13 protein-coding genes are annotated in these 18,906 nt (G+C 68.3%); 3 read left to right on the top strand and 10 right to left on the bottom strand.

Translation table 11 applies throughout. The features are described 5' to 3' along the window. Positions 1-316 precede the first annotated feature (316 nt). The 8 genes from EV292_RS05360 to EV292_RS05325 form a co-directional block, all read right to left on the bottom strand. A complete protein-coding gene (locus tag EV292_RS05360; RefSeq protein WP_132908073.1) occupies positions 317-1,504 on the bottom strand; it encodes a site-specific integrase in 1,188 nt (395 codons plus the stop codon). 380 nt (positions 1,505-1,884) lie between these two features. Further along, complete coding sequence (locus EV292_RS05355; RefSeq protein ID WP_243693609.1) at positions 1,885-2,673, bottom strand: phosphatase PAP2 family protein; 789 nt, start codon at positions 2,671-2,673, stop codon at positions 1,885-1,887. Positions 2,674-2,706: 33 nt separating this feature from the next. Then, positions 2,707-3,420: a superoxide dismutase gene (locus tag EV292_RS05350; RefSeq protein ID WP_132908071.1), complete on the bottom strand. Its 714-nt coding sequence runs from the start codon at positions 3,418-3,420 to the stop codon at positions 2,707-2,709. Positions 3,421-3,487: 67 nt separating this feature from the next. After that, on the bottom strand, positions 3,488-4,108 hold the full coding sequence (locus EV292_RS05345; protein WP_132908070.1) for a ZIP family metal transporter: 621 nt from the start codon (positions 4,106-4,108) through the stop codon (positions 3,488-3,490). 170 nt (positions 4,109-4,278) lie between these two features. Continuing rightward, positions 4,279-6,291, bottom strand: a complete 2,013-nt coding sequence (locus EV292_RS05340) for a TonB-dependent receptor (protein ID WP_165927019.1) — start codon at positions 6,289-6,291, stop codon at positions 4,279-4,281. 56 nt (positions 6,292-6,347) lie between these two features. Next, positions 6,348-7,328, bottom strand: coding sequence for a polysaccharide deacetylase family protein (locus tag EV292_RS05335; protein WP_132908215.1), 981 nt, complete (start codon positions 7,326-7,328; stop codon positions 6,348-6,350). Positions 7,329-7,353: 25 nt separating this feature from the next. Further along, positions 7,354-7,947 carry a DUF1826 domain-containing protein gene (locus EV292_RS05330; RefSeq protein ID WP_132908068.1) on the bottom strand — a complete coding sequence of 198 codons (594 nt, stop codon included), beginning with the start codon at positions 7,945-7,947 and terminating at the stop codon, positions 7,354-7,356. Beyond that, complete coding sequence (locus EV292_RS05325) at positions 7,944-9,179, bottom strand: GTP-binding protein (RefSeq protein WP_132908067.1); 1,236 nt, start codon at positions 9,177-9,179, stop codon at positions 7,944-7,946. Before EV292_RS05325 ends, EV292_RS05330 begins: the two co-directional genes overlap by 4 nt. Positions 9,180-9,295: 116 nt before the next feature. Here EV292_RS05325 and EV292_RS05320 point away from each other — a divergent pair, with 116 nt between their 5' ends. Next, positions 9,296-10,402: a GTP-binding protein gene (locus EV292_RS05320; protein ID WP_132908066.1), complete on the top strand. Its 1,107-nt coding sequence runs from the start codon at positions 9,296-9,298 to the stop codon at positions 10,400-10,402. Between the two features lie 55 nt (positions 10,403-10,457). Here EV292_RS05320 and EV292_RS05315 read toward each other — a convergent pair whose 3' ends face one another. Beyond that, on the bottom strand, positions 10,458-11,822 hold the full coding sequence (locus EV292_RS05315) for an anti-phage deoxyguanosine triphosphatase (protein ID WP_132908065.1): 1,365 nt from the start codon (positions 11,820-11,822) through the stop codon (positions 10,458-10,460). Positions 11,823-12,072: 250 nt separating this feature from the next. Between EV292_RS05315 and EV292_RS05310 the strand changes: the two genes are divergently transcribed. Together EV292_RS05310 and EV292_RS05305 are read left to right on the top strand one after the other, a co-directional pair. Then, a complete protein-coding gene (locus tag EV292_RS05310; RefSeq protein ID WP_243693608.1) occupies positions 12,073-15,051 on the top strand; it encodes a TonB-dependent receptor in 2,979 nt (992 codons plus the stop codon). Between the two features lie 99 nt (positions 15,052-15,150). Beyond that, positions 15,151-17,724, top strand: a complete 2,574-nt coding sequence (locus EV292_RS05305) for a glycoside hydrolase family 3 C-terminal domain-containing protein (protein WP_132908064.1) — start codon at positions 15,151-15,153, stop codon at positions 17,722-17,724. A gap of 146 nt (positions 17,725-17,870) precedes the next feature. Here the strand turns inward: EV292_RS05305 and EV292_RS05300 are convergent, their stop codons facing one another. Then, positions 17,871-18,905: a ferritin-like domain-containing protein gene (locus tag EV292_RS05300; protein WP_132908063.1), complete on the bottom strand. Its 1,035-nt coding sequence runs from the start codon at positions 18,903-18,905 to the stop codon at positions 17,871-17,873. Position 18,906: the final 1 nt, after the last annotated feature.

Below are 18,906 nucleotides of genomic sequence, written 5' to 3'. Positions count from 1 at the left end.
TCTCTCCCGCGATCGTGCCGAGGTTGTGAAACGTGAACGCGATCGGATCAAGCAGCCATTCGGATGGAGCGCTTCGCTGATCTCAGTGGGAGCTTAGTAGGATCATCAACCCCCGACGCGCTCGCGTCAAAAGGCCGGGCCTCGGGATCGGTGTCGTTCATCTTCATCTGAATCTCAGGCTAGAGGGCCAATCAACAAAGGTCGCGGGAGCAGCACTCTTCGCGGATGTGGCCGAAAGCGGATCGGTCGCTTTCTACCAATCGGTCCCACGAGCGTTAAGGGACCGACCAATGCCCGCTATTCTGCGGGGCACCCCTTACATATCTGTGCTCAAGCGGGATCCTGACCCGACGCTCATGCTTCGGAAAATGGAGGCCGAGACATCGTTGGCCGCCTCTCGCATCGTGCCCCGCGCGAGGTGGGCATAGCGTTTGGTGGTCTGCTCATTCGCGTGGCCGAGGATTTTTCCGATGACGAGCAGCGACATCCCGGCGGCGGCGGCGACGGACGCAAATGTGTGGCGAAGATCGTGAATGCGCGCGTCCTTCAAGCCAGCACGCTCACGGACACGCTGCCAGAATGGCTGAAGATCGGTCAGACGCGCACCCGGCAGCTTGCCGGTGATAACCCAGGGATTGTCGGTCAACTGCGGAATGGCGCTTACCACCGCCAGTACCGGCTCACCCACGGGCACGTCCTTGGCACCGGTTTTCGAGTCAGGAAGACGTAAAAGCCCAAGTTTGAAGTCGACGTAGCTCCATTGCAGGGTCATTATTTCGTTCAAGCGACAACCCGTGAGCATCAGCAGGCGAACCGCTGCGATCGCGGACGGCATTTCGATCCGCTCGGCCTCCATTTCTGCAAGGACCTCACCGACCCTCGTAAGCTCGGCGCTGCTGAGGAACCGCTCGCGCTTCTTCTCTGGATATTTTTTGATGCCCTTGCGCGGGTTCGTGCCCTCGGGGCGGTGCCCCCATTCCTCAGCGAGGCTGAACATCTTCGACGCGATCTCAATGGTTCGATTGGCCTGCGTGGGTTTATGGCCAAGATCGCGATGCAGCCGAGCTATGTCGGCCCGGGTCACTTCTTCGACCCGCTTTGATCCAATCGCGGGGAGAATGTAGAGCTTCAACGACCGCCGGTATTCTGCCGCCGTGCTGGCTTTCACCCACAAGCCGATGTGTAGCTCGTCAAATACCTCCGCAAGCTGCCGGACGGTGATCGAACGGCGCTTGGCGTCTCGCTCGGCGGCGGGGTCGCCTCCCATCTGTACCTTTGCTGCGGCGGAGCGAGCTTGCTCCCGGGCGACGGTAAGCGAGAGAACCCCAACTTCGCCAATTTTCAGCTGCCGCCACCGGTGCCCGGTGTCTCGGTAGCGATAAACCCATACGCGCCGACCTGAGGCGAGAAACCTTATCCCAAAGCCGCGCACCTCCTCATCCCACAAGAACTCTTTATTGTGGGTGATCGCGGACTCCACCATCACCTTCGTCAATTTGGCCATAACACCTCCTTTTACCTGCGGCCTAGCAATGGCGATTTCAGGAAGCACTTAGGAAGCAGAGTGCACCGAAACGTTGCGAAGTCGCGAGAACATCGGGAGCGCTATGCCTCGCGAACAGTCAAGCGAGCCGCCGGCGGCTGCGAAGGATCGCGTAAATAAAAGAAAATGCGGGTAATCGCATCTACAGCACTCATAACCTGAAGGTCACAGGTTCAAATCCTGTCCCCGCAACCACCATACGACACACCCCCGCAGAGCCGCCGCTCCGCGGGGGTGTCGTCGTTCCAGCCCCCCCCGTCATCGCAGCGCCTCACACCTCCGAGGCGGCGCGCAGCGCCGCGGCGAACGCCGCCGGTGCCTCGACCTGCGGCGCGCGCCGCTCACCCAATCCGCTGCGCGACGAGCGCGGCTTCCGTCGCGCACTGCGCCGCATCCGGCTTCGGCGTGGCGGCGTTGCGGCGGAGCGCGTCGATCTCGACGCGGGCGGCGGCGAGGTCGGCGAGGAAGGTGGGATCGTCCTGCAGCGCGGTCAACGTCGCCGCAGCGGTGAGCCGGCCCCCTTCCACCGCGCTGGCGTTGTGGACGCCGCAGACGATCCGGCTCTCGCCGAACGCCCGCCCGCGCGCGAGGATCGCGGTCGCGCGGTCCGGCGCGGTCCGCGCGAGCAGCGTCGCGACGGTCCAGCCCAATGTCGTATGGCCGGAGGGATAGTCGTAGCTGCCCTTCAGCTCGTCGGCGGGCTGGCAGATCGGACCGGCATCGATCTGGAACGGCCGTTCGCGCTTGTAGAAGGTCTTGGCAATCGCGCTCTGCGCCCCGGTGTCGAACGCGGCGCGGCGGATCAGCCGCGCGGTCTTCGGCGCCGCCTCGGGCGTCAGCGTCACGCCGACCGCACAGCTGAAATCGCGGAACAGGTCGGCGGGGGCGAGCTTGACGTCGTTGGTCGCCAGCGCCCAGCGCGGCGTGTCCTTCAGCGCGCGCGTCGCCGCGAAGATCGTCCGGTCCGCCACCGCGCGCGCATCGCCGGGGCGTGGCGCGGGCGGCAGCACCGCCAAGATGTCAAAGGCGCCGGGCGCGAGATAGCCCGTCGGCCCCGCCGCGTCGCGGGCCGATGCGGTAAGGGCGATGGTGGAGACGAGACAGGCAGCGGCACAGGCAAGGCGTTTCACGGTCGCGATCTCCGGTATGGCGGGATGATCATCTTACCCGGTGGTGCCCGAGGATGATGACCGCGCGGTTGCGGCGGCGTAGCGGCGCGACACCTCGGCCCAGTCGACCAACTGCCACCAGGCGTCGAGATAGTCGGCGCGCCGGTTGCGATAGGTCAGGTAATAGGCATGTTCCCACAGATCGTTGCCGAGCAGCGGCATGCCCTGCACCTCGGCCGCGTCCATCAGCGGATTGTCCTGATTGGGGGTGGAGGCGATCGCGAGCCGGCCGTCGCGGCCGACGATCAGCCACGCCCAGCCCGAGCCGAACCGTCCCGTCCCCGCGGCCCTGAAGGCGGTCTTCATCCCGTCGAGCGACCCGAAGCCGGCGTCGATCGCGCGGGCAAGCCGTTCCGAGGGGGCGCCGCCGGTGCCGGGCCGCGTCATCGTCCTCCAGAAGAAGCTATGGTTCCAGTGGCCGCCGGCATTGTTGCGCACCGCGGGCGGCAGCGATGCGGCGCGCGCGAGCAACTGCTCCAGCGACTGTCCCGCCAGCGCCGGGTTCGCCGCCACCGCCTTGTTGAGCGCATCGACATAGGCCTGATGATGCTTGTCGTGATGCAGCGTCATCGTCTCGGCATCGATCACCGGCGCCAGCGCGCCGGGCGGATAGGGTAGGGGCGCCAACGTGAAGGGGGCGGCGGCGGGGCGCTGCTGCGCCGCGGCGGGCAGGGCGAGGACGGCGAGAGCGGCAAGCCAGGTGTTCATCGATCGTCTCCGGTTGAGGATGCGGATTCCGGCGGTGACGGCACGGCGGGGCAACGCGCTCCATGGTTCATTGCGCAAGGTGCACGACGACGGCCATCAGGCCGATGCCGATCACGCTTGCCATTCCCGCGACCGGGCCCGATGCCCCGGCGCGGCTGCGCGGCAGCAGCTCGGACGCGCCGATATAGAGGAACCCGCCCGCGAACAGCGCCAGCAGCAAGGCGATCTGCGCCATGTCGATCCGCATCGCCTGTCCGAGTGCGACGCCGGCGAGCGGCGCGGCGGCGTTCGCCAGCAGCCAGCGATGCAGGGAGCGTGGCGCGGCGGACAAAGCGGAGAGCGCGACCATGTTCGCCCCATCGGCCATGTCGTGCGCGAGGACGGCGATCGCGACCAGCCAGCCGGTCGCGTCCGAGATCTGGAAGGCGAGACCGATTCCCAGACCGTCCATCATGCTGTGCGCGATCAGGCTCAGGCGCCCTGCCGATCCGCCGACGGGAAGGCGATGCAGCAGGAGATACAGCGCGATCCCCGCGGTCAGGGTGAGGAAGATCACCTCCTCGCCATGCGAGCGCGCGCCATGCTCCAGCGCTTCGGGAAGAAGATCCAGCAGCGCCAGCCCGACCACCATGCCGCCGGTCAGGCCGAACAGCAGGTCGCGCCGTCGGCCGAACCGGATCGCGAGCATCCCGCCCGTCCAGGTCGAGCCGCTGGCGGCGAGGCCGAGCGCATAGGGTAGCCAGCCGGTCACTGCCGGTCTCGATCCAGTATGACGCCGGCGTCCGGCCCGTCGTGAGGTTCGCTCGACATGGCATTTCCATGATACACTGTATCATGATTGGCAAGGCTTCGGTTCGGTCAGACGTGGACCGTCGCCCCGATCCGGATCATGCGCGGCTCCACGGTGCGGCTATGCACCCCTTCCACGCCGGCCAGCGGCTCGCCGGGCAGGCGCGAGGCGTAATAATAGTCCGCATCCGCCCGCGCGGTGTCGAACAGGTTGAGCAATTCGAGATCGACCGCGACCGCGCCGAAATGGCGGCCGGCGCGCAGATTGACCACCGCCGTCGCGGGCGAGCGCACGCTATCGTCCTCGAGCAGAGCGTGCGGGCCGAGATAGCGCACGCGCACCGCGGCATCGAAGGTGCGGAATGTCCCGATCAGCCCGAATTCACCCGCCGACTCGAGTGCGTTGGGGATCCGGTCGGCACCTGGCGCATCGACGAAGCGCGCGTGGTTGGTGGCATAGACGCCGTCGAGCGTCAGCCAGCGCGCCGCGCGGATGTTGCCGACCAGTTCGAACCCGCGGCGGTGGCTGGGGCCGGTCGGTGCGACGGTGCCGTCGTCGCCCGAATAGATCAGTTCGCTCGACGACCGGCTCCACCAATGGGTCAGCGACAGGTCGAACGGCCCGCGCTCGAATCGGCCGCCAACCTCATAGCCGGTGGCGCGCGCGAAGGCGGGGGTGGCCTCTTGCGCCGCGATGACGCCGCGGATGGCGTTCGAGTGGAAGCCCTGACCGTAATTGGCATAGAGCGCGACGTTCGGGCTCAGCGTGACGGTCGCGCCCACTTTCGGCGTGACGATCGTGTCCTGCGCGGTGCCGCCGGTCGCGTCGCCACCGCGGGCGACGGTATGGAAGGCGAGATGATCGATCCGCCCGCCGGCGAGCAGCTTGAGCGCGTCGACGGGCGTCCAGTCCGTTTCGGCATAGCCGCTCACCGACGTCTCACGCGCGTCGACGAGGCTGCGCGTCGCGATCCGGCGACCACGTTCGGTATGGAACAGGCCGAGCCCGCCGATCGCATCGGTCTGCGCATCGGCGCCGAGCGTCAGCTCGAGCCGGTCGGCGAGCGCGACGCGTCGCGCGACGCGTCCGCCGAAGGTCCAGCGATCCTCCGCCTGTTCGAGTTCGTCGCCGCGTACCGGATCGTCGAGGAAGAAGGTGAAGTTCGACAGCAACTCGAACCGGTAATGCTGGGCATAGCCGGTGATCGTCCACGCCGGACCCGTCACGCCGATGTTGAGCACCTCGCGGTCGGTCGCGCCGCGCAGGAACGGATCGAGCGTGCCGAAGCGATCGCGAAGCACCGTCCCGATGGCGCGCACCGGGATCTGCTCGGTCGGTCGCCAGCGCGCGTCATAGACGGAGAGGCTGGCGCGCATCGTACCCAGCGGCGTCTCGCGGCTATATTTGCCGAAGGTGCTGACATGGCGAAGCTGTTCGGGAAGTGCCCAGGGCCCGTCGTTCGCGGTGACTTCCGTCGCGAGCAACATCGTGCCGCCGCCCAGCGCAGCGGACGTTCCGGCGGCAGCGCGGCGATAGCCGTAACTGCCCGCCGTCAGCGTGGCGAAGGACTGGTCGAAGCTGTCGCGCGTCGTGAGCGAGCCAGCGCCGACGAAGGAGAAATCGCCGTCGGCGGCGCGATAGGGTCCCTTGCGATAGGCCAGACGGTCGACGGTCTCGGGGATCAGCCCGTTGAGATCGAGATAGCCATGGCCGTGCGCATGGCTGCGCAGGTTGAACGGCATATTGTCGACCGCGATGCTGAAATCGGTGCCATGATCGAGATTGTAGCCGCGGATCAGATATTGCGCGGCCTTGCCGCCACCCGAATGCTGGACCGCGATCATCCCCGGCACCGCCTCGGCCAGTTCGCTGGTCCGCAGGATCGGACGCGCCAGCAGTTCGGCGCCGCCGATCGCGCCTTCGCTCGCCGAATCCGTCCGGCCGATCTTGCGGTCGGACCGGCCGGTGACGATGATATCAGGGACAGCATCATCGGCCTCCGACGCGGGCGGGGGTTCGTCCACCGTCCCCGATACCGGCGTTGCCGCCAACAGAAGTGCGATCAGGCTCAAACCGCTCATGCCCACCTCGTCGAGACTCGTAACGCCTGCGTCATGATACATCGTATCACGCCCGTCTACCCGCTTCGGTGCGCAGTCTGGTCGCGCTGCGGAGCCGACCGGCGCGGCGCGGCGATCCAGTCAGGGACCGCCGGCAGCGTCGACCAGGGCAGCGGGCGCCGCAGCGTCAGCGCCCAGCGGGTCAGCCATTGGTCGCCGTTGGGGCCGGTGTAGGTGTCGGCGATGGCATAAGCGGGATCGGTCAGCGCCGCGTCGAGCGTGACGAAACGCAGCTGGTGATGGCGCAGGACGCGGGCGAGCGCATCGATGCTCGCGGCGTTGAGCCGGTTGGCATGGAGCAGCAGGATCAGCGCCGGACGTCGTCCGAGCAAGTCCAGCGCCGCGGCGCGATACCAGGCGACGGCCCGCCCGGTGAAGCTGAGATAGGCCGCCGCGATCCGCTTCGCCTCGGCCGGATCGTGACGTGCGAGCGCCTCATCATAGCGCGCGGCGAACCGCCAGTCGCTATTCTCCATCGTCACCGGCGCGACGCGATAGCCATGCGCCGCCAGCCAGGCTTCAAAGCGCGATCGCGCGTCGACGGTGGTACCGGTCTCGAGATAGGGGTGACGATAGAAATGCTCGATCAGGCCGCGCGCGGCCATCAGCGGGCGCGTGACCCGTTCGCCGCGCGCGGCATCGGCGATATAGGCTTCCGTCGGCGTCACGGTGAACGACAGGTGAGAATAGCCGTGATTGCCCAGCGTCATGCCGGCGTCGAGCCAGTCGGCGAGCAGCGCGATCCGCTGCGCGCGCTCGGGTCCTTCGAGCTGAACCTCGTTGACGAAGCCGATGGCGGGGATGTGCTGCCGCCGCAGCCCGGCGAGCAGGTGCTGCGTCAAAGTCCGGGAGTTGCCGATCGGGCCACTTGGCCCCGCCACCGGCAGATCGTCGAACGTCACCGCGATCGGCTCGGCCCGCGCCGGGCTGCCCGGCGCCAGGAGCAGCGCGGCCGCGGCGGTAACGCCACGCCTCCCATATCGTGTCGGTCGCGCCATCGTCATTTGCCGGGCCGCCGACGGTTCAGCCGCTGGCAGGGACCGCGGCGCGAGCCGGATCGATGACGAGCAGCAACCGGCGCTCGCCGGTCCCGCCGATCGGCGGTGAGCGGTGGAGCACGGTCGGGGGATCGAGCAGTCGCCGTCCCTTGAAGATCGCCGCCGCTCCGGTCGGCACCTGTTCGATCGTGTCGGGGGCTGCGACGCGGTGCCATTGCGTGCCGGGGCCGACATAGGTGCAGAGCAGCCGCAGCGTGACGTCATCGGCGTGGAAACGGCGGCAGGCGTCGGTCTCCACCACCTCCAGCCGCAGCGCGTGCCGGCTGCTCCCGGTCAGCGCGTGGTGGCGCTCCAGCAACGCGGCGATGTCGCTGGTCAGTGGCCCGACCAACGCGTCGGGATAACCCGCCGCGCGCAAAGTATGATCCACCGCGGCGTCGGCGGTGTCGAGGGCGATGTCGTCGACCGTATCGACATCGAGCCGCGCGAGCGCCTCCAGCAGGACGGGCGAGAGCGAGCGCTGCCAGATCGCCAGCGCGGTGGCGGGATGCAAGACGTCGTTCAGCACAGCCGCCGTCGGGCCGACCGCCACGTCGCGGTCGATCAGGGCGAGACTCATTCGGCGGCCTCGAGCTGTCGCTCGCCCCAGGCGGGGAAGGGATCGGGCAGATCGCGCCACAGCGCGGGCGTGAAGGCGCTCGCGGCGACGAGGCAGCGGTCGAGCGCGCGGCGGATGCGCGGCTCGTCCATGCCGATGCCGATGAACACCAATTCCTGCCGCCGGTCGCCCCATAAAGGATCCCAATGTTTCGCGACGAACTCCTCGAAGCGGCCATCGTCGGGCCAGTGGTTCTTCGGGATGCTCGCCCACCAGCGGCCCATGCGCGCGGTCGTCGTCTGGCTACCCGCCACCGCCAGCTCGCCGACCCAGTCGGGGCGCGTCGCCAGCCAGAAATGGCCTTTGGCACGGACGACATGGTCAAGCCCGCCGGTCGTCAGGAAATCATGGAACCGCGCCGGATCGAACGGCGTGCGGGCACGATAGACGAAGCTCTCGATGCCATATTCCTCGGTCTCGGGTTGGTGATGCGCATAGCCGTACAGCTCCTTCGCCCACAGCGGATGGCGCGACGCTTTCTCTTCGTCGAACAGCCCGGTGGCGAGCACCAGGTCGAGATCGACGCGGCCATGATCGCACGGCACGATCACCGCATCGGCGTTGAGACTGGCGACCAGCTTCCTGACCGTGGCGAGCTGCGCGGCCGACACCGACGACGCCTTGTTGACGACGACCACGTCGGCGAATTCGATCTGCTCGACCAGCAGGCCGACGAGGCTGCGATGATCGTCGTCGCCCAGGGTCTCGCCCCGGTCGGCGAGGAAATCCTGGCTGGAATAATCGGCGAGCAGGTTGAGCGCATCGACCACCGTCACCATCGTGTCGAGCCGCGCGACATCGCCCAGCGACACGCCGTCCTCGTCGCGGAAGGAGAAGGTCGTGGCGACGGGCAGCGGCTCGGAGATGCCGGTACTCTCGATCACCAGATAATCGAACCGCCCCGCCTCGGCGAGCGTCCGCACCTCGGCGAGCAGGTCGTCGCGCAACGTGCAGCAGATGCACCCGTTGGTCATCTCGACCAAGGCCTCTTCCGAGCGCGACAGCGCCGCCTCGCCGCCACGGACGAGATCGGCGTCGATGTTCACTTCCGACATGTCGTTGACGATCACCGCGACGCGGCGGCCCTCGCGATTGGCGAGGATGTGGTTGAGCAAGGTCGTCTTGCCAGCGCCGAGAAAGCCGGAAAGGACGGTGACCGGCAGGCGCGGGTCGTGGTGGGGGCGGGTTGTCATGATCGGGATCCAGTGCGATACGATACAACATCACATAGATGGAGAAGCGACGTCGTGTCTAGAGATCTTCCCGCGTCGGCGGCCGCGGGGCCGCGCTGCCCGCTGGAGGAGCCGGCATGAGCGGCGTGCTGGCGGGGCCGCGGGCGCGCATCCCGGTGTCGGTGCTGACCGGCTTCCTGGGCAGCGGCAAGACGACGTTGCTCAACCGGCTGGTGCGCTCGCCGGGCATGGGGCGGGCCTTGGTCGTCATCAACGAATTCGGGTCGGTCGGACTGGATCACGAGCTGATCGCGCGATCGAGCGACGACATGGTGGTCGACATGATGGGCGGCTGCCTGTGCTGCACGATTTGCGGCGATCTGTCGCGCACGCTGCGCGATGCACCCTGGCGGTTCGCCCGCGACGGACGATGCTGGTTCGACCGGGTGGTGATCGAGACGACCGGGCTCGCCGATCCCGCGCCGATCCTGCACACGCTGATCGCCGATGCGCAGCTCGAACCCTTGTATCGGCTCGACGCGGTGATCGCGACCGTCGATGCCGCGGCGGGGATGGCGACGCTCGACGCGCATCACGAGGCGGTCAAACAGGCGGCGGTGGCCGATCGCTTGCTGCTCACCAAAACCGATCTCGTCGACGATGCCGCCCAGGCACTGTTGCGCGCGCGGCTTGCCACGCTCAACCCCGCCGCACCGGTGATCACGGTGCGCGACGGAGCGGTCGATCCGGCGTCGCTCTTCGATGTCGGCCTATGGGATCCGGCGAGCAAGAGCGACGACGTGCGCCGGTGGCTAGCCGACGAGGCCTATGCGGACGATCATCATCACCATCATCACGGCCACGATCATCACCACGACATCGACCGGCATGGCGACGGCATCCGCGCCACCTGCCTGACCTTCGACCGACCGCTCGATCCGCTCGCGTTCGAGCGGTGGCTGGGGCTGCTGACGATGTTCCGCGGTGCCGACCTGTTGCGCGTCAAGGGGATCGTCCATCTGGAGGGCCATGACGCGCCCGTCGTGGTCCATGGCGTGCAGCATCTGTTCCATCCGCCGGTGGAACTGGACCGCTGGAACTCCGCCGATCGGCGGACGCGAATGGTGTTCATCACCCGCGGTATCGATCCCGAGGAGCTACGCGGTACGTTGGCGCTGATGGCGATGGCGCCGGCGGCGCTCGAGGGACTGCTGGTGCGGGCAGGCGCGGACATGCCGGCGTGAACCCTGCATCCGACTCATCGCTTTTGACCGAAGTCCCGGCGATCGACCTCGTCACCTAGATGCGGTCGAACACCGACCCCATCCGCGGGCTGAACAATCGCTCATACGTCTTGAGCAAGAACATGTCCGTCATCCCAGCGACATGATCACAGATGACGCGGCGATCGCCGCCCGACGCCGCATAGTGGCGAAAGGTGTTGCGCGGCAGGAACGCGGCCGGCTCGGAGGCGAGCGCCTCGAACACCGACACCACCATCCGCTGGCCCTTGAACTCGAGGTGCTGCACCTCGGGGCTGCGGATAACGGTGATGTAGACGAGCCGCTTGAGCGCGTCGAGGAGCGCGCGCGCGGCCGGATCGATCGCGACACGGAAGCGCAGGAGCGGTTCGGCGAAGGCGTCCTGCTGGACGATCACGCAGCGGTGGAGGAAGAACCCGACCAGCAGGCTCACCGCGTGCTTGCGCGCCGAGGCGTCGCCGAACAGCTTTCCCATCAGCGCGGCATAGGCATCGTTGCCGAGCCGGCTGCGCCCGCGGTCGCCGAGCCAGGTGAAGAAGCCCTCGCACGCGCCTGGCGTGACGTGCATCTCCCAGTCTGTCGCGCTCACGAGCCCGAGCGCTGCCGCGTCCTCGAGATCATGGACGCCGAAGGCGATGTCGTCTGCCGTGTCCATGATGCTGCAATCGAGCGACTTGTGGAGGGTCCTGCGATGCCTGGGCGCGATCTCCGCCAGCGCCGCCGCCTCCGTCCGGTCGGTCGCGACGAAGGCGGTGCGGTCGGCGTCGCTCAGTCCGGCAAGGATCCAGGCAACCTCCGCCGCCTCGCTTTCCATGAAGCATTTCGGCGGCTTGGACGCCTCGCGGTCGATCAGCGCGAGACCGCTCGGCGCGTCGAGCAGACGCGGCCGCAGCGCCGGATGCGCGGTCGCCGCATAGCTCGCCGGATATTTGAGCGTGCCGAGCAGCGTGCGCCGGGTCAGATCGGCGCCGTGCGCGTCCGAGAATTTCTCGAGCTTGGTCAGGATCCGCAGCGTCTGGCCGTTGCCCTCGAACCCGCCGTGATCCGCCATGCAGAAGTTGAGGGCGACCTCGCCGCCATGACCGAAAGGAGGATGGCCGAGATCGTGCGTCGCGCCGATCGCCTGGATCATGGCGAGGTCGGGAAGGTGGACGGTCACCGGATGGTCGGGATGATCGTGGCGCACCTGACGCACGATGCCGCCCGCGATCTGTGCCACCTCGAGTGAATGCGTCAGGCGGGTGCGGTAGAAGTCGCTGTCGCCCAGGTTGAGGATCTGGGTCTTGCCCTGCAATCGGCGGAACGACGCCGAGTGGATGACGCGACCGTAATCGATGTCCGAGTTCGAGCGCGCGTCGCCCGCGCTTTTGATCCAGCCGCTCGGCCGTGCGTCCCAGTCCATCGTCGCTGATTAGGCGCGGCGGCGCGGCTCCGCCAGAGCGGCAGCATCGTCAGCGCGACGGGGCAGTGCCACTTACCTTGTCATTCAGGAACGGCCGGCATCAACCCTCTGAGAACGTTCACTCGCTTAAATTAAACAAATAGCAAAAGGTATATTGCGCCGTAACCGTATACCCCCTTACACGGCTCCCCAACCGATTGCGTGGCGGGCATGCCACCGATCCACCGCACCAGAACAAGGGGAGACGACGATGCGGCGCGACATGATGAGGAAGCTCGGCCTGATCGCCTCGACGATGCTGGCGACGCCCGCGCTGGCGCAACAGGCACCTGCGGGGTCGCCGTCGCCTTCCACCGTCACGACCCAGCAGCCCGCGGACGGCGCCACCGGCAGCACCACCGCCCAGGCGGTGCCCGACGCCCCCGAGGCCCAGCCCGAGGCGCAACGCGACGTCGTCGTCACCGGCTCGCGCATCGTGTCGAGCGGCTTCAACGCGCCGACGCCGACCCAGGTGCTCAGCTATGAGGCGATCACCAAGAACGCGCAGCCCAACGTCTTCACCACGGTCGCGCAGCTGCCCGCGCTGCAGGGATCGACCGGCGCGACCGTCGGCGCCAACGGCACGTCGACCGGCGTGCAGGGGCTCAGCACGCTCAGCCTGCGCGGGCTCCAGCCGATCCGCACGCTGACGTTGATCGACGGCCAGCGCGTGGTCGGCGCCAACGTCACCGGCGTCGCCGACGTCAGCCTCTTCCCGCAACTGCTGATCGAGCGCGTCGACGTCGTCACCGGCGGCGCGTCGGCGTCCTACGGCTCGGACGCGGTCGGCGGTGTCGTCAACTTCGTCACCAACACGCGCTTCACCGGCTTCCGCGCCAATGTCATGGGCGGCATCAGCACTTATGGCGACGACGCCAATTACACCGTCCAGGCGGCCGCGGGCAAGTCGCTCGCGGGCGGCCGGCTGCATCTGATCGTCAGCGGTGAATACAGCCATGAGGACGGCATTCCGTCGCCGGGCTTCGGCGTCGGCAACGACCCGCGCGGCGACGGTCCCAACGGACGTCGCTGGCTGGTCGCCCGCGGCGTGCAGAACCGCGGGATCACCACCGACGGGCTGCCGCAATATCTGTATCGCGACCGCGTCCAGTCGACGCTGTTCGGCCGCTATGGTCTGATCAACGCCGGGCCGCTCGCCGGCACCGCCTTCGACGCCAGCGGCAATCCCGTGCCCTTCCAATATGGCACCGGCTGTCTGCCGGGCTCGTGCATCGGCGGTGACCTGAGCGGCAGCGTGACCAACGGCAACAGCTTCAAGTCCGAAATCACGCGGATCAACAGCTATGGCCGGATCGGGTTCGACGTCGATCCCGACAATGAGATCTACGCGACGCTCAACGTCGCGCGGGTCGACACCAGCAACACGCCCAATCCGGGATCGGCGCAGGACAATCTCACGATCCAATGCTCCAACCCGTTCGTCCCGGCGGCGATCCAGGCGGCGTGCGCGACCAACGGGATCACCAGCTTCCGCTTCGGCACGGTCAACCCGATGTTCGACTTCATCGACGTCGACACGCGGCGCCATCAGTATCGCGGCGTGATCGGCGCCAAGGGCAAGCTGCCCGCGTTCGGGACCGACTGGCGCTACGAAGCCTATTACGAGCACGGCACCGGCATCACCGACATCAACGTGTCGAACATCCCGCTGATGCCGCGCTATCGCGCGGCGATCCAGGCGGTGCGCGGCGCTGACGGGCGGATCACCTGCGCCGACCCGGTCGCGGTGGCGAGCGGCTGTTCGCCGCTCAACGTCATCGGCAACCAGATCCCGTCCGACGCGACACGGGCCTATGTCGAGCCGGGCTTCGGCCCCTATCAGCACACCCGCCAGACGCAGGACGTCGCGAGCTTCTCGGTCAGCGGCGAGCCACTCGCTCTGCCCGCCGGCCCGCTCGCGGTCGCGTTCGGTGCCGAATACCGCCACGAATTCTACCGCGTCACCGCCGATCCCTACGGCAACGGCGTCATCACCGGCGACGGCTATACCGACGAATATCCCGACGATCCGCTGCTCAACCCGCAGGGCGGCAACTGGTATGCCGGCAATTACCGCAACGGTAGCGGCGGCTATGACGTGCTCGAATCCTACCTCGAGCTCAACGCACCGCTGTTCGACAGCGAGTCGATCGGGCGTGCCAACCTCAACGTCGCGGGGCGCGCGACCAATTACAGCACCTCGGGCACCGTCTACACCTGGAAGGTCGGCGGCACCTGGGAGACCCCGCTCGACGGCTTCCGCCTGCGCGGCGTGACCTCGCGCGACATTCGCGCGCCCAACCTGTCCGAGCTGTTCGCCGCGCCGGTCACCAGCAACCGCACCGGCACGATCGATCCGTTCAACGGCAACCGCTCGATCACGGTGCTGCAGACCACCACCGGCAACCGCGCGCTGACTCCCGAGATCGCGCGCAACACCGAGGTCGGCTTCGTGCTGTCGCGCGCCAGCTGGCTGCCCGGTTTCAGCCTGTCGTTCGACTATTTCCGCATCAAGATCGACGACGCCATCTCCGCGCTCGACGCCCAGACGCAGATCAACCTGTGCTACGGCGGCGTGCAGTTCACCTGCGGCTCGTTCGATCTGAGCAACCTCGATTCGGCGTACGTCACCGTGCAGCCGTTCAACTTCGCGTCGATCTTCACCGACGGGTTCGACATCGAGACGAGCTATCAGACCAAGCTCGACGGCATCGGCCTGCCGGGCACGTTGAGCCTGCGCGCGCTGGCGACGCACACGATCAACTTCGTTCAGGACACTGGCCTGCCCGGCACGATCCCGCGCCAGCTTGCCGGCACCAATATCGAGGCGACCGCGGTGCCGCACTGGAAGGTGCTCGCGTCGCAGGATTGGAGCACCGACACGGTCAGCTTCACGGTGCAGGAGCGCTGGATCAGCGCGGGCGTGCTCTCGAACGAGAATATCGTCTGCTCGACCGACTGCCCGGTCTCGACGATCAACCACCCGACCTATGACTACAATCGCGTGCCGGGTGCGCTCTACGTCGATCTGGCGGCGTCCTATCGCTTCAGCCCGGCATTCCAGGCCTATGCGAAGGTCGACAACGTCTTCAACCGCGACGGCGAGACGGTGCCCGGCAACATCACCACGCCGACGCTATACGACGTGGTCGGCCGCGCCTTCCGCCTCGGGCTTCGCGCCAACTTCTGACTCAACAGAGCCTCCCCGGCGGGGGAGGGGGCTGCGCAGGTTTCCCCTCCCGGTGGCGGGGGGCCTGCGCCCGTCCGCCGAGAGGAACCAGGACCCGCCATGCTCTCGCTCCTTCTGCTCGCGGCGCAGGCCGAGACCGCCGCGCCCGCGATCGAGCGCGCGATCGCGACGATGACGATCGAGGAGAAAGCCGCGCAGCTCGGCAACGCCGCGCCCGCGCTGCCCAAGGCCGATCTGCCCGCTTATGATTACTGGAGCGAGGGGCTTCACGGGCTCGCGCGCAACGGCATCGCGACGGTCTTCCCGCAGGCGATCGGACTGGCGGCGAGCTGGGACGTCGAGCTGCTGCGTCGGGTCGGCGACGTGGTGTCGACCGAGGCGCGCGCCAAGTTCAACGCGGTGCCGCGCCGCGCCGACCGGCCGCGCTTCGCCGGCCTCCATATCTGGTCGCCCAACATCAATATCTTCCGTGATCCGCGCTGGGGCAGGGGGCAGGAAACCTATGGCGAGGATCCGCTGCTTGCGGGGCGTCTCGGCGTCGCCTTCGTCCAGGGGGTGCAGGGGCCGGACCCCGCTTATCCCAAGGCGATCGCCACGCCCAAGCATTTCGCGGTTCATTCGGGGCCGGAAGCGGGACGCAATGCGTTCGACGTCGACGTGTCACCGCGCGACATGGCGGAGACCTACACGCCCGCCTTCCGCCTCGCGCTGACCGAAGGCGGCGCGCTGTCGACGATGTGCGCGTACAATTCGATCCACGGCGTGCCCGCCTGCGCCTCGGCGTCGCTGCTCAACGAGCGCGCGCGCGCGCGCTGGGGGTTCGGCGGGATGATCGTCTCCGACTGCGATGCGGTGGGATATATCGAGAGCTTCCACAATTACCGGCTCGACGTGCCCTCGGCCGCCGCGGCGGCGCTGCGCGCGGGGACCGATCTCGATTGCGGGCCGAGCTACGACGCGCTGCCCGAGGCGGTACGGCGCGGGCTGGTGACCGAGCCCGAGGTCGATACCGCGCTGCGCCGGGTTCTCGGATCGCGTGCCGCGCTCGGCATCGCCTTCGGGCGGCGCAGCCGATGGGACAAAATCCACCCCGACGCGGTGGACAGTGCGGCCCACCGTGAGCTCGCGCTCGAAGCGGCGGAGAAGTCGCTGGTGCTGCTGACCAACCGCGACCGGCTCCCGCTCGCGCCGGGCACGCGGCTGGCGGTGATCGGCGCCAATGCCGACTCGCTCGACGTGCTCGAGGCCAATTACCATGGCACCGCCGCGGCACCGGTCACGCCGCTCCAGGCCCTTCGCACCCGCTTCGGCGCTGCCAGCGTCCGCTTCGCGCAGGGCAGCGTGCTGGCCGAGGGCGTCGCGGTGCCGGTGCCCGAGACCGCGCTGTCCGCCGGCGGGCGCCCCGGATTGCGCGGCGAGTATTTCCGCGGCGGCGCGCCGACCGGGCGCGCGGTGATGACGCGGCAGGATCGGGTGATCGACTTCGACTGGGATCGCGCGCCGCCCGCAAGCGGGCTGACCGACCGCGACTATGCGGTGCGCTGGACCGGGCGGCTCACCCCGCCCGCGCCGGGAACCTACACCCTGCGGCTCGAGGTGCCGCGCTGCTTCGACTGCGACGGCCATGATCCGGTGCGGCTATGGGTCGACGGCCGCCCGCTGATCGCCGATCGCGGCAGCGACGAGGGTGTCGAGGCGCAGATCAGCTTCGCCGACGCGCGACCGCACGACCTTCGCGTCGAGCTCGACCATGTCAGCGCGGACGGCGGCATCGGCCTGCGTTGGGTCGCGCCCGCGGCGGCGCAGATCGCCGAGGCGGTGGCGGCGGCGCGCGACGCCGAGGTGGTGGTGGCCTTTACCGGCCTGTCGCCGACGCTCGAGGGCGAGGCGCTGCGGCTCGATGTGCCGGGCTTCGTCGGGGGGGATCGTACCAAGATCGAGCTGCCCGCACCGCAGCGCGCGTTGCTGGAGGCGTTGGCCGCGACGGGCAAGCCGCTGGTGGTGGTGCAGATGACCGGCGCAGCGATCGCCGATCGCTGGACGAAAGAGCATGCCGCGGCGACGCTCGCCGCCTGGTACCCGGGGCAGTCGGGCGGCACGGCCATCGCACGCCTGCTTGCGGGGGACATGAACCCGAGCGGGCGGTTGCCGGTGACCTTCTACGCCGCCACCCGCGATATGCCGGCCTATATCGACTATAGCATGAAGAACCGCACCTATCGGTTCTTCGCCGGGACGCCCCTGTACCCCTTCGGTCATGGTCTGAGTTACACGCGCTACGATTATGCCGCCGCGACCCCGTCGGAGCGCGATGTCGCCGCGGGCGCGCCACTCACCGCGAGCGTGCGCGTGACCAACGCCGGCAGCCGCGCCGGCGAGGAGGTGGTCCAGGCCTATCTCGTCCCGCTCGCGCCGCAGCCGCAGGGGCGCACCGTGCCCGTGTTGCAGCGTCAGTTGGTCGGCTTCGCGCGCGTCGCGCTCGCGCCGGGCGAGAGCCGGGTGGTGGACCTCCCGATCGCGCCGCGGTCACTCAGCCTGGTGGCCCGCGATGGCGCGCGGGCGATCCTGCCCGGGCGCTATCGTCTCTTCGTCGGGGGCGGGCAGCCCGACGCCGCCGCGGGGGTGTGGAGCGACCTGACGATCACCGGCGCACGGACGCCGCTTGCCGACTGACGCGCTGGGCGGAGCCGGACAGAAAGGCGGCCCGGCTTAGGGGAAGCCGGGCCTAGTCGGGGTGGATACGCCGCTAGGGCGCTCCGCATAGATACGTCACCCAATACAATAAGCAACATTATTTATCTTACGAGCGAGGCACCGCCTCACCCATTGGCCGCGCTGCTCCGGATCGTGCCGTTGAGCCCGGCGGGGAAGAACCCGCCGCTCGTCACTGCCGCTGGGCTCTGGAACACGACGTTGAGCACCTGTGCCGCGCTCCGTCCGAGCACCCAGCCGTCGGCGTCGGTCGGCACGATGTTGGCCGCGGTCGCGGTGCCGATGTCCTGGTCGGTCTCCCCCGCGCCGTCGAGCCCGTCGCGCGCGTCCGAGATCCGCGTGACCGTGGCGTAGAGGCTCGGCACGGTCAGCCCTCGGCGCCACAGCTCGGATCGGATCGCGGCGTCGTGATAGCATTCGGTGGCGAGGATCCCCGCGGACGCCTCGAGATAGGTCTTGTCGGTGATCAGCCGCGCCGCGCCGCGATAGGCGGAGACACCGACGTCGGTGAGCAGGTACGAGCCGATCAGGAAGTTCTCGTCGCTCGCGAAGGGATCGAAGACATCGCCGGCGCCGATGATCCCGGCCGCGCGCGCCGCCGCCGTGAAGGCGCCCACCGTACTCGCCCCGGCCACCGTGACCGAGGCGCTGCCCGACAGGTTGATCGCCGGTTGTGCGACCCGCGACGCGCCCAACGTCTCGCGCAGGAAGCGGATGTGCCCGATCTCGTCCGCCGCGATCTCGCGCGCATATTCCTGCACCACGCGGTCGGTGAAATCGACCGCGCGCGCCGCTCCCGCGCCACTGCCCGTCGCCACCTCGCCCTGCGTACCCGTGCCCGTCAGCAGCGCCGGGTCAACCCCGCTGCCCGACACCGCATAAGCGTAATAAGCACCCTCCAGATACTCGAGCTGGAGCGCGAAATTGAGGATGTCGACGTCCGTTATCGCCCCGCTCGGCGTCGGGGTCGGCGTGGGGGCGGGGGCGGCGGTGTCGTCGTCATCGTCGCCGCACCCCGCGAGCAGCGACATGCCGCCCGTCATCGCCGCGGCGCCGCCGCACAGACGGATGAAGCGCCGCCGCGCGAGCCGCTGGCGCTCCGCACCCTCCATGAGGTCGAGGAACTCGGTCTGGTCGTTCATC

The organism is Sphingomonas sp. BK235 (assembly GCF_004345855.1).
In the GTDB taxonomy this organism is placed as follows: domain Bacteria; phylum Pseudomonadota; class Alphaproteobacteria; order Sphingomonadales; family Sphingomonadaceae; genus Sphingomonas.
The sequence above is the reverse complement of the archived record's forward strand: the minus strand, read 5'-3'. Positions and strand labels throughout refer to the sequence as shown.

Coding starts and splice junctions, on each gene's coding strand:
- EV292_RS05340 (WP_165927019.1), bottom strand. CDS start 6,291: ATGAGCGGTTTGAGCCTGATCGCACTTCTGTTGGCGGCAACGCCGGTA.
- EV292_RS05315 (WP_132908065.1), bottom strand. CDS start 11,822: ATGGACTGGGACGCACGGCCGAGCGGCTGGATCAAAAGCGCGGGCGAC.
- EV292_RS05310 (WP_243693608.1), top strand. CDS start 12,073: ATGCGGCGCGACATGATGAGGAAGCTCGGCCTGATCGCCTCGACGATG.
- EV292_RS05335 (WP_132908215.1), bottom strand. CDS start 7,328: ATGGCGCGACCGACACGATATGGGAGGCGTGGCGTTACCGCCGCGGCC.
- EV292_RS05320 (WP_132908066.1), top strand. CDS start 9,296: ATGAGCGGCGTGCTGGCGGGGCCGCGGGCGCGCATCCCGGTGTCGGTG.
- EV292_RS05345 (WP_132908070.1), bottom strand. CDS start 4,108: ATGCTCGCGATCCGGTTCGGCCGACGGCGCGACCTGCTGTTCGGCCTG.
- EV292_RS05360 (WP_132908073.1), bottom strand. CDS start 1,504: ATGGCCAAATTGACGAAGGTGATGGTGGAGTCCGCGATCACCCACAAT.
- EV292_RS05300 (WP_132908063.1), bottom strand. CDS start 18,905: ATGAACGACCAGACCGAGTTCCTCGACCTCATGGAGGGTGCGGAGCGC.
- EV292_RS05325 (WP_132908067.1), bottom strand. CDS start 9,179: ATGACAACCCGCCCCCACCACGACCCGCGCCTGCCGGTCACCGTCCTT.
- EV292_RS05350 (WP_132908071.1), bottom strand. CDS start 3,420: ATGAACACCTGGCTTGCCGCTCTCGCCGTCCTCGCCCTGCCCGCCGCG.
- EV292_RS05330 (WP_132908068.1), bottom strand. CDS start 7,947: ATGAGTCTCGCCCTGATCGACCGCGACGTGGCGGTCGGCCCGACGGCG.
- EV292_RS05305 (WP_132908064.1), top strand. CDS start 15,151: ATGCTCTCGCTCCTTCTGCTCGCGGCGCAGGCCGAGACCGCCGCGCCC.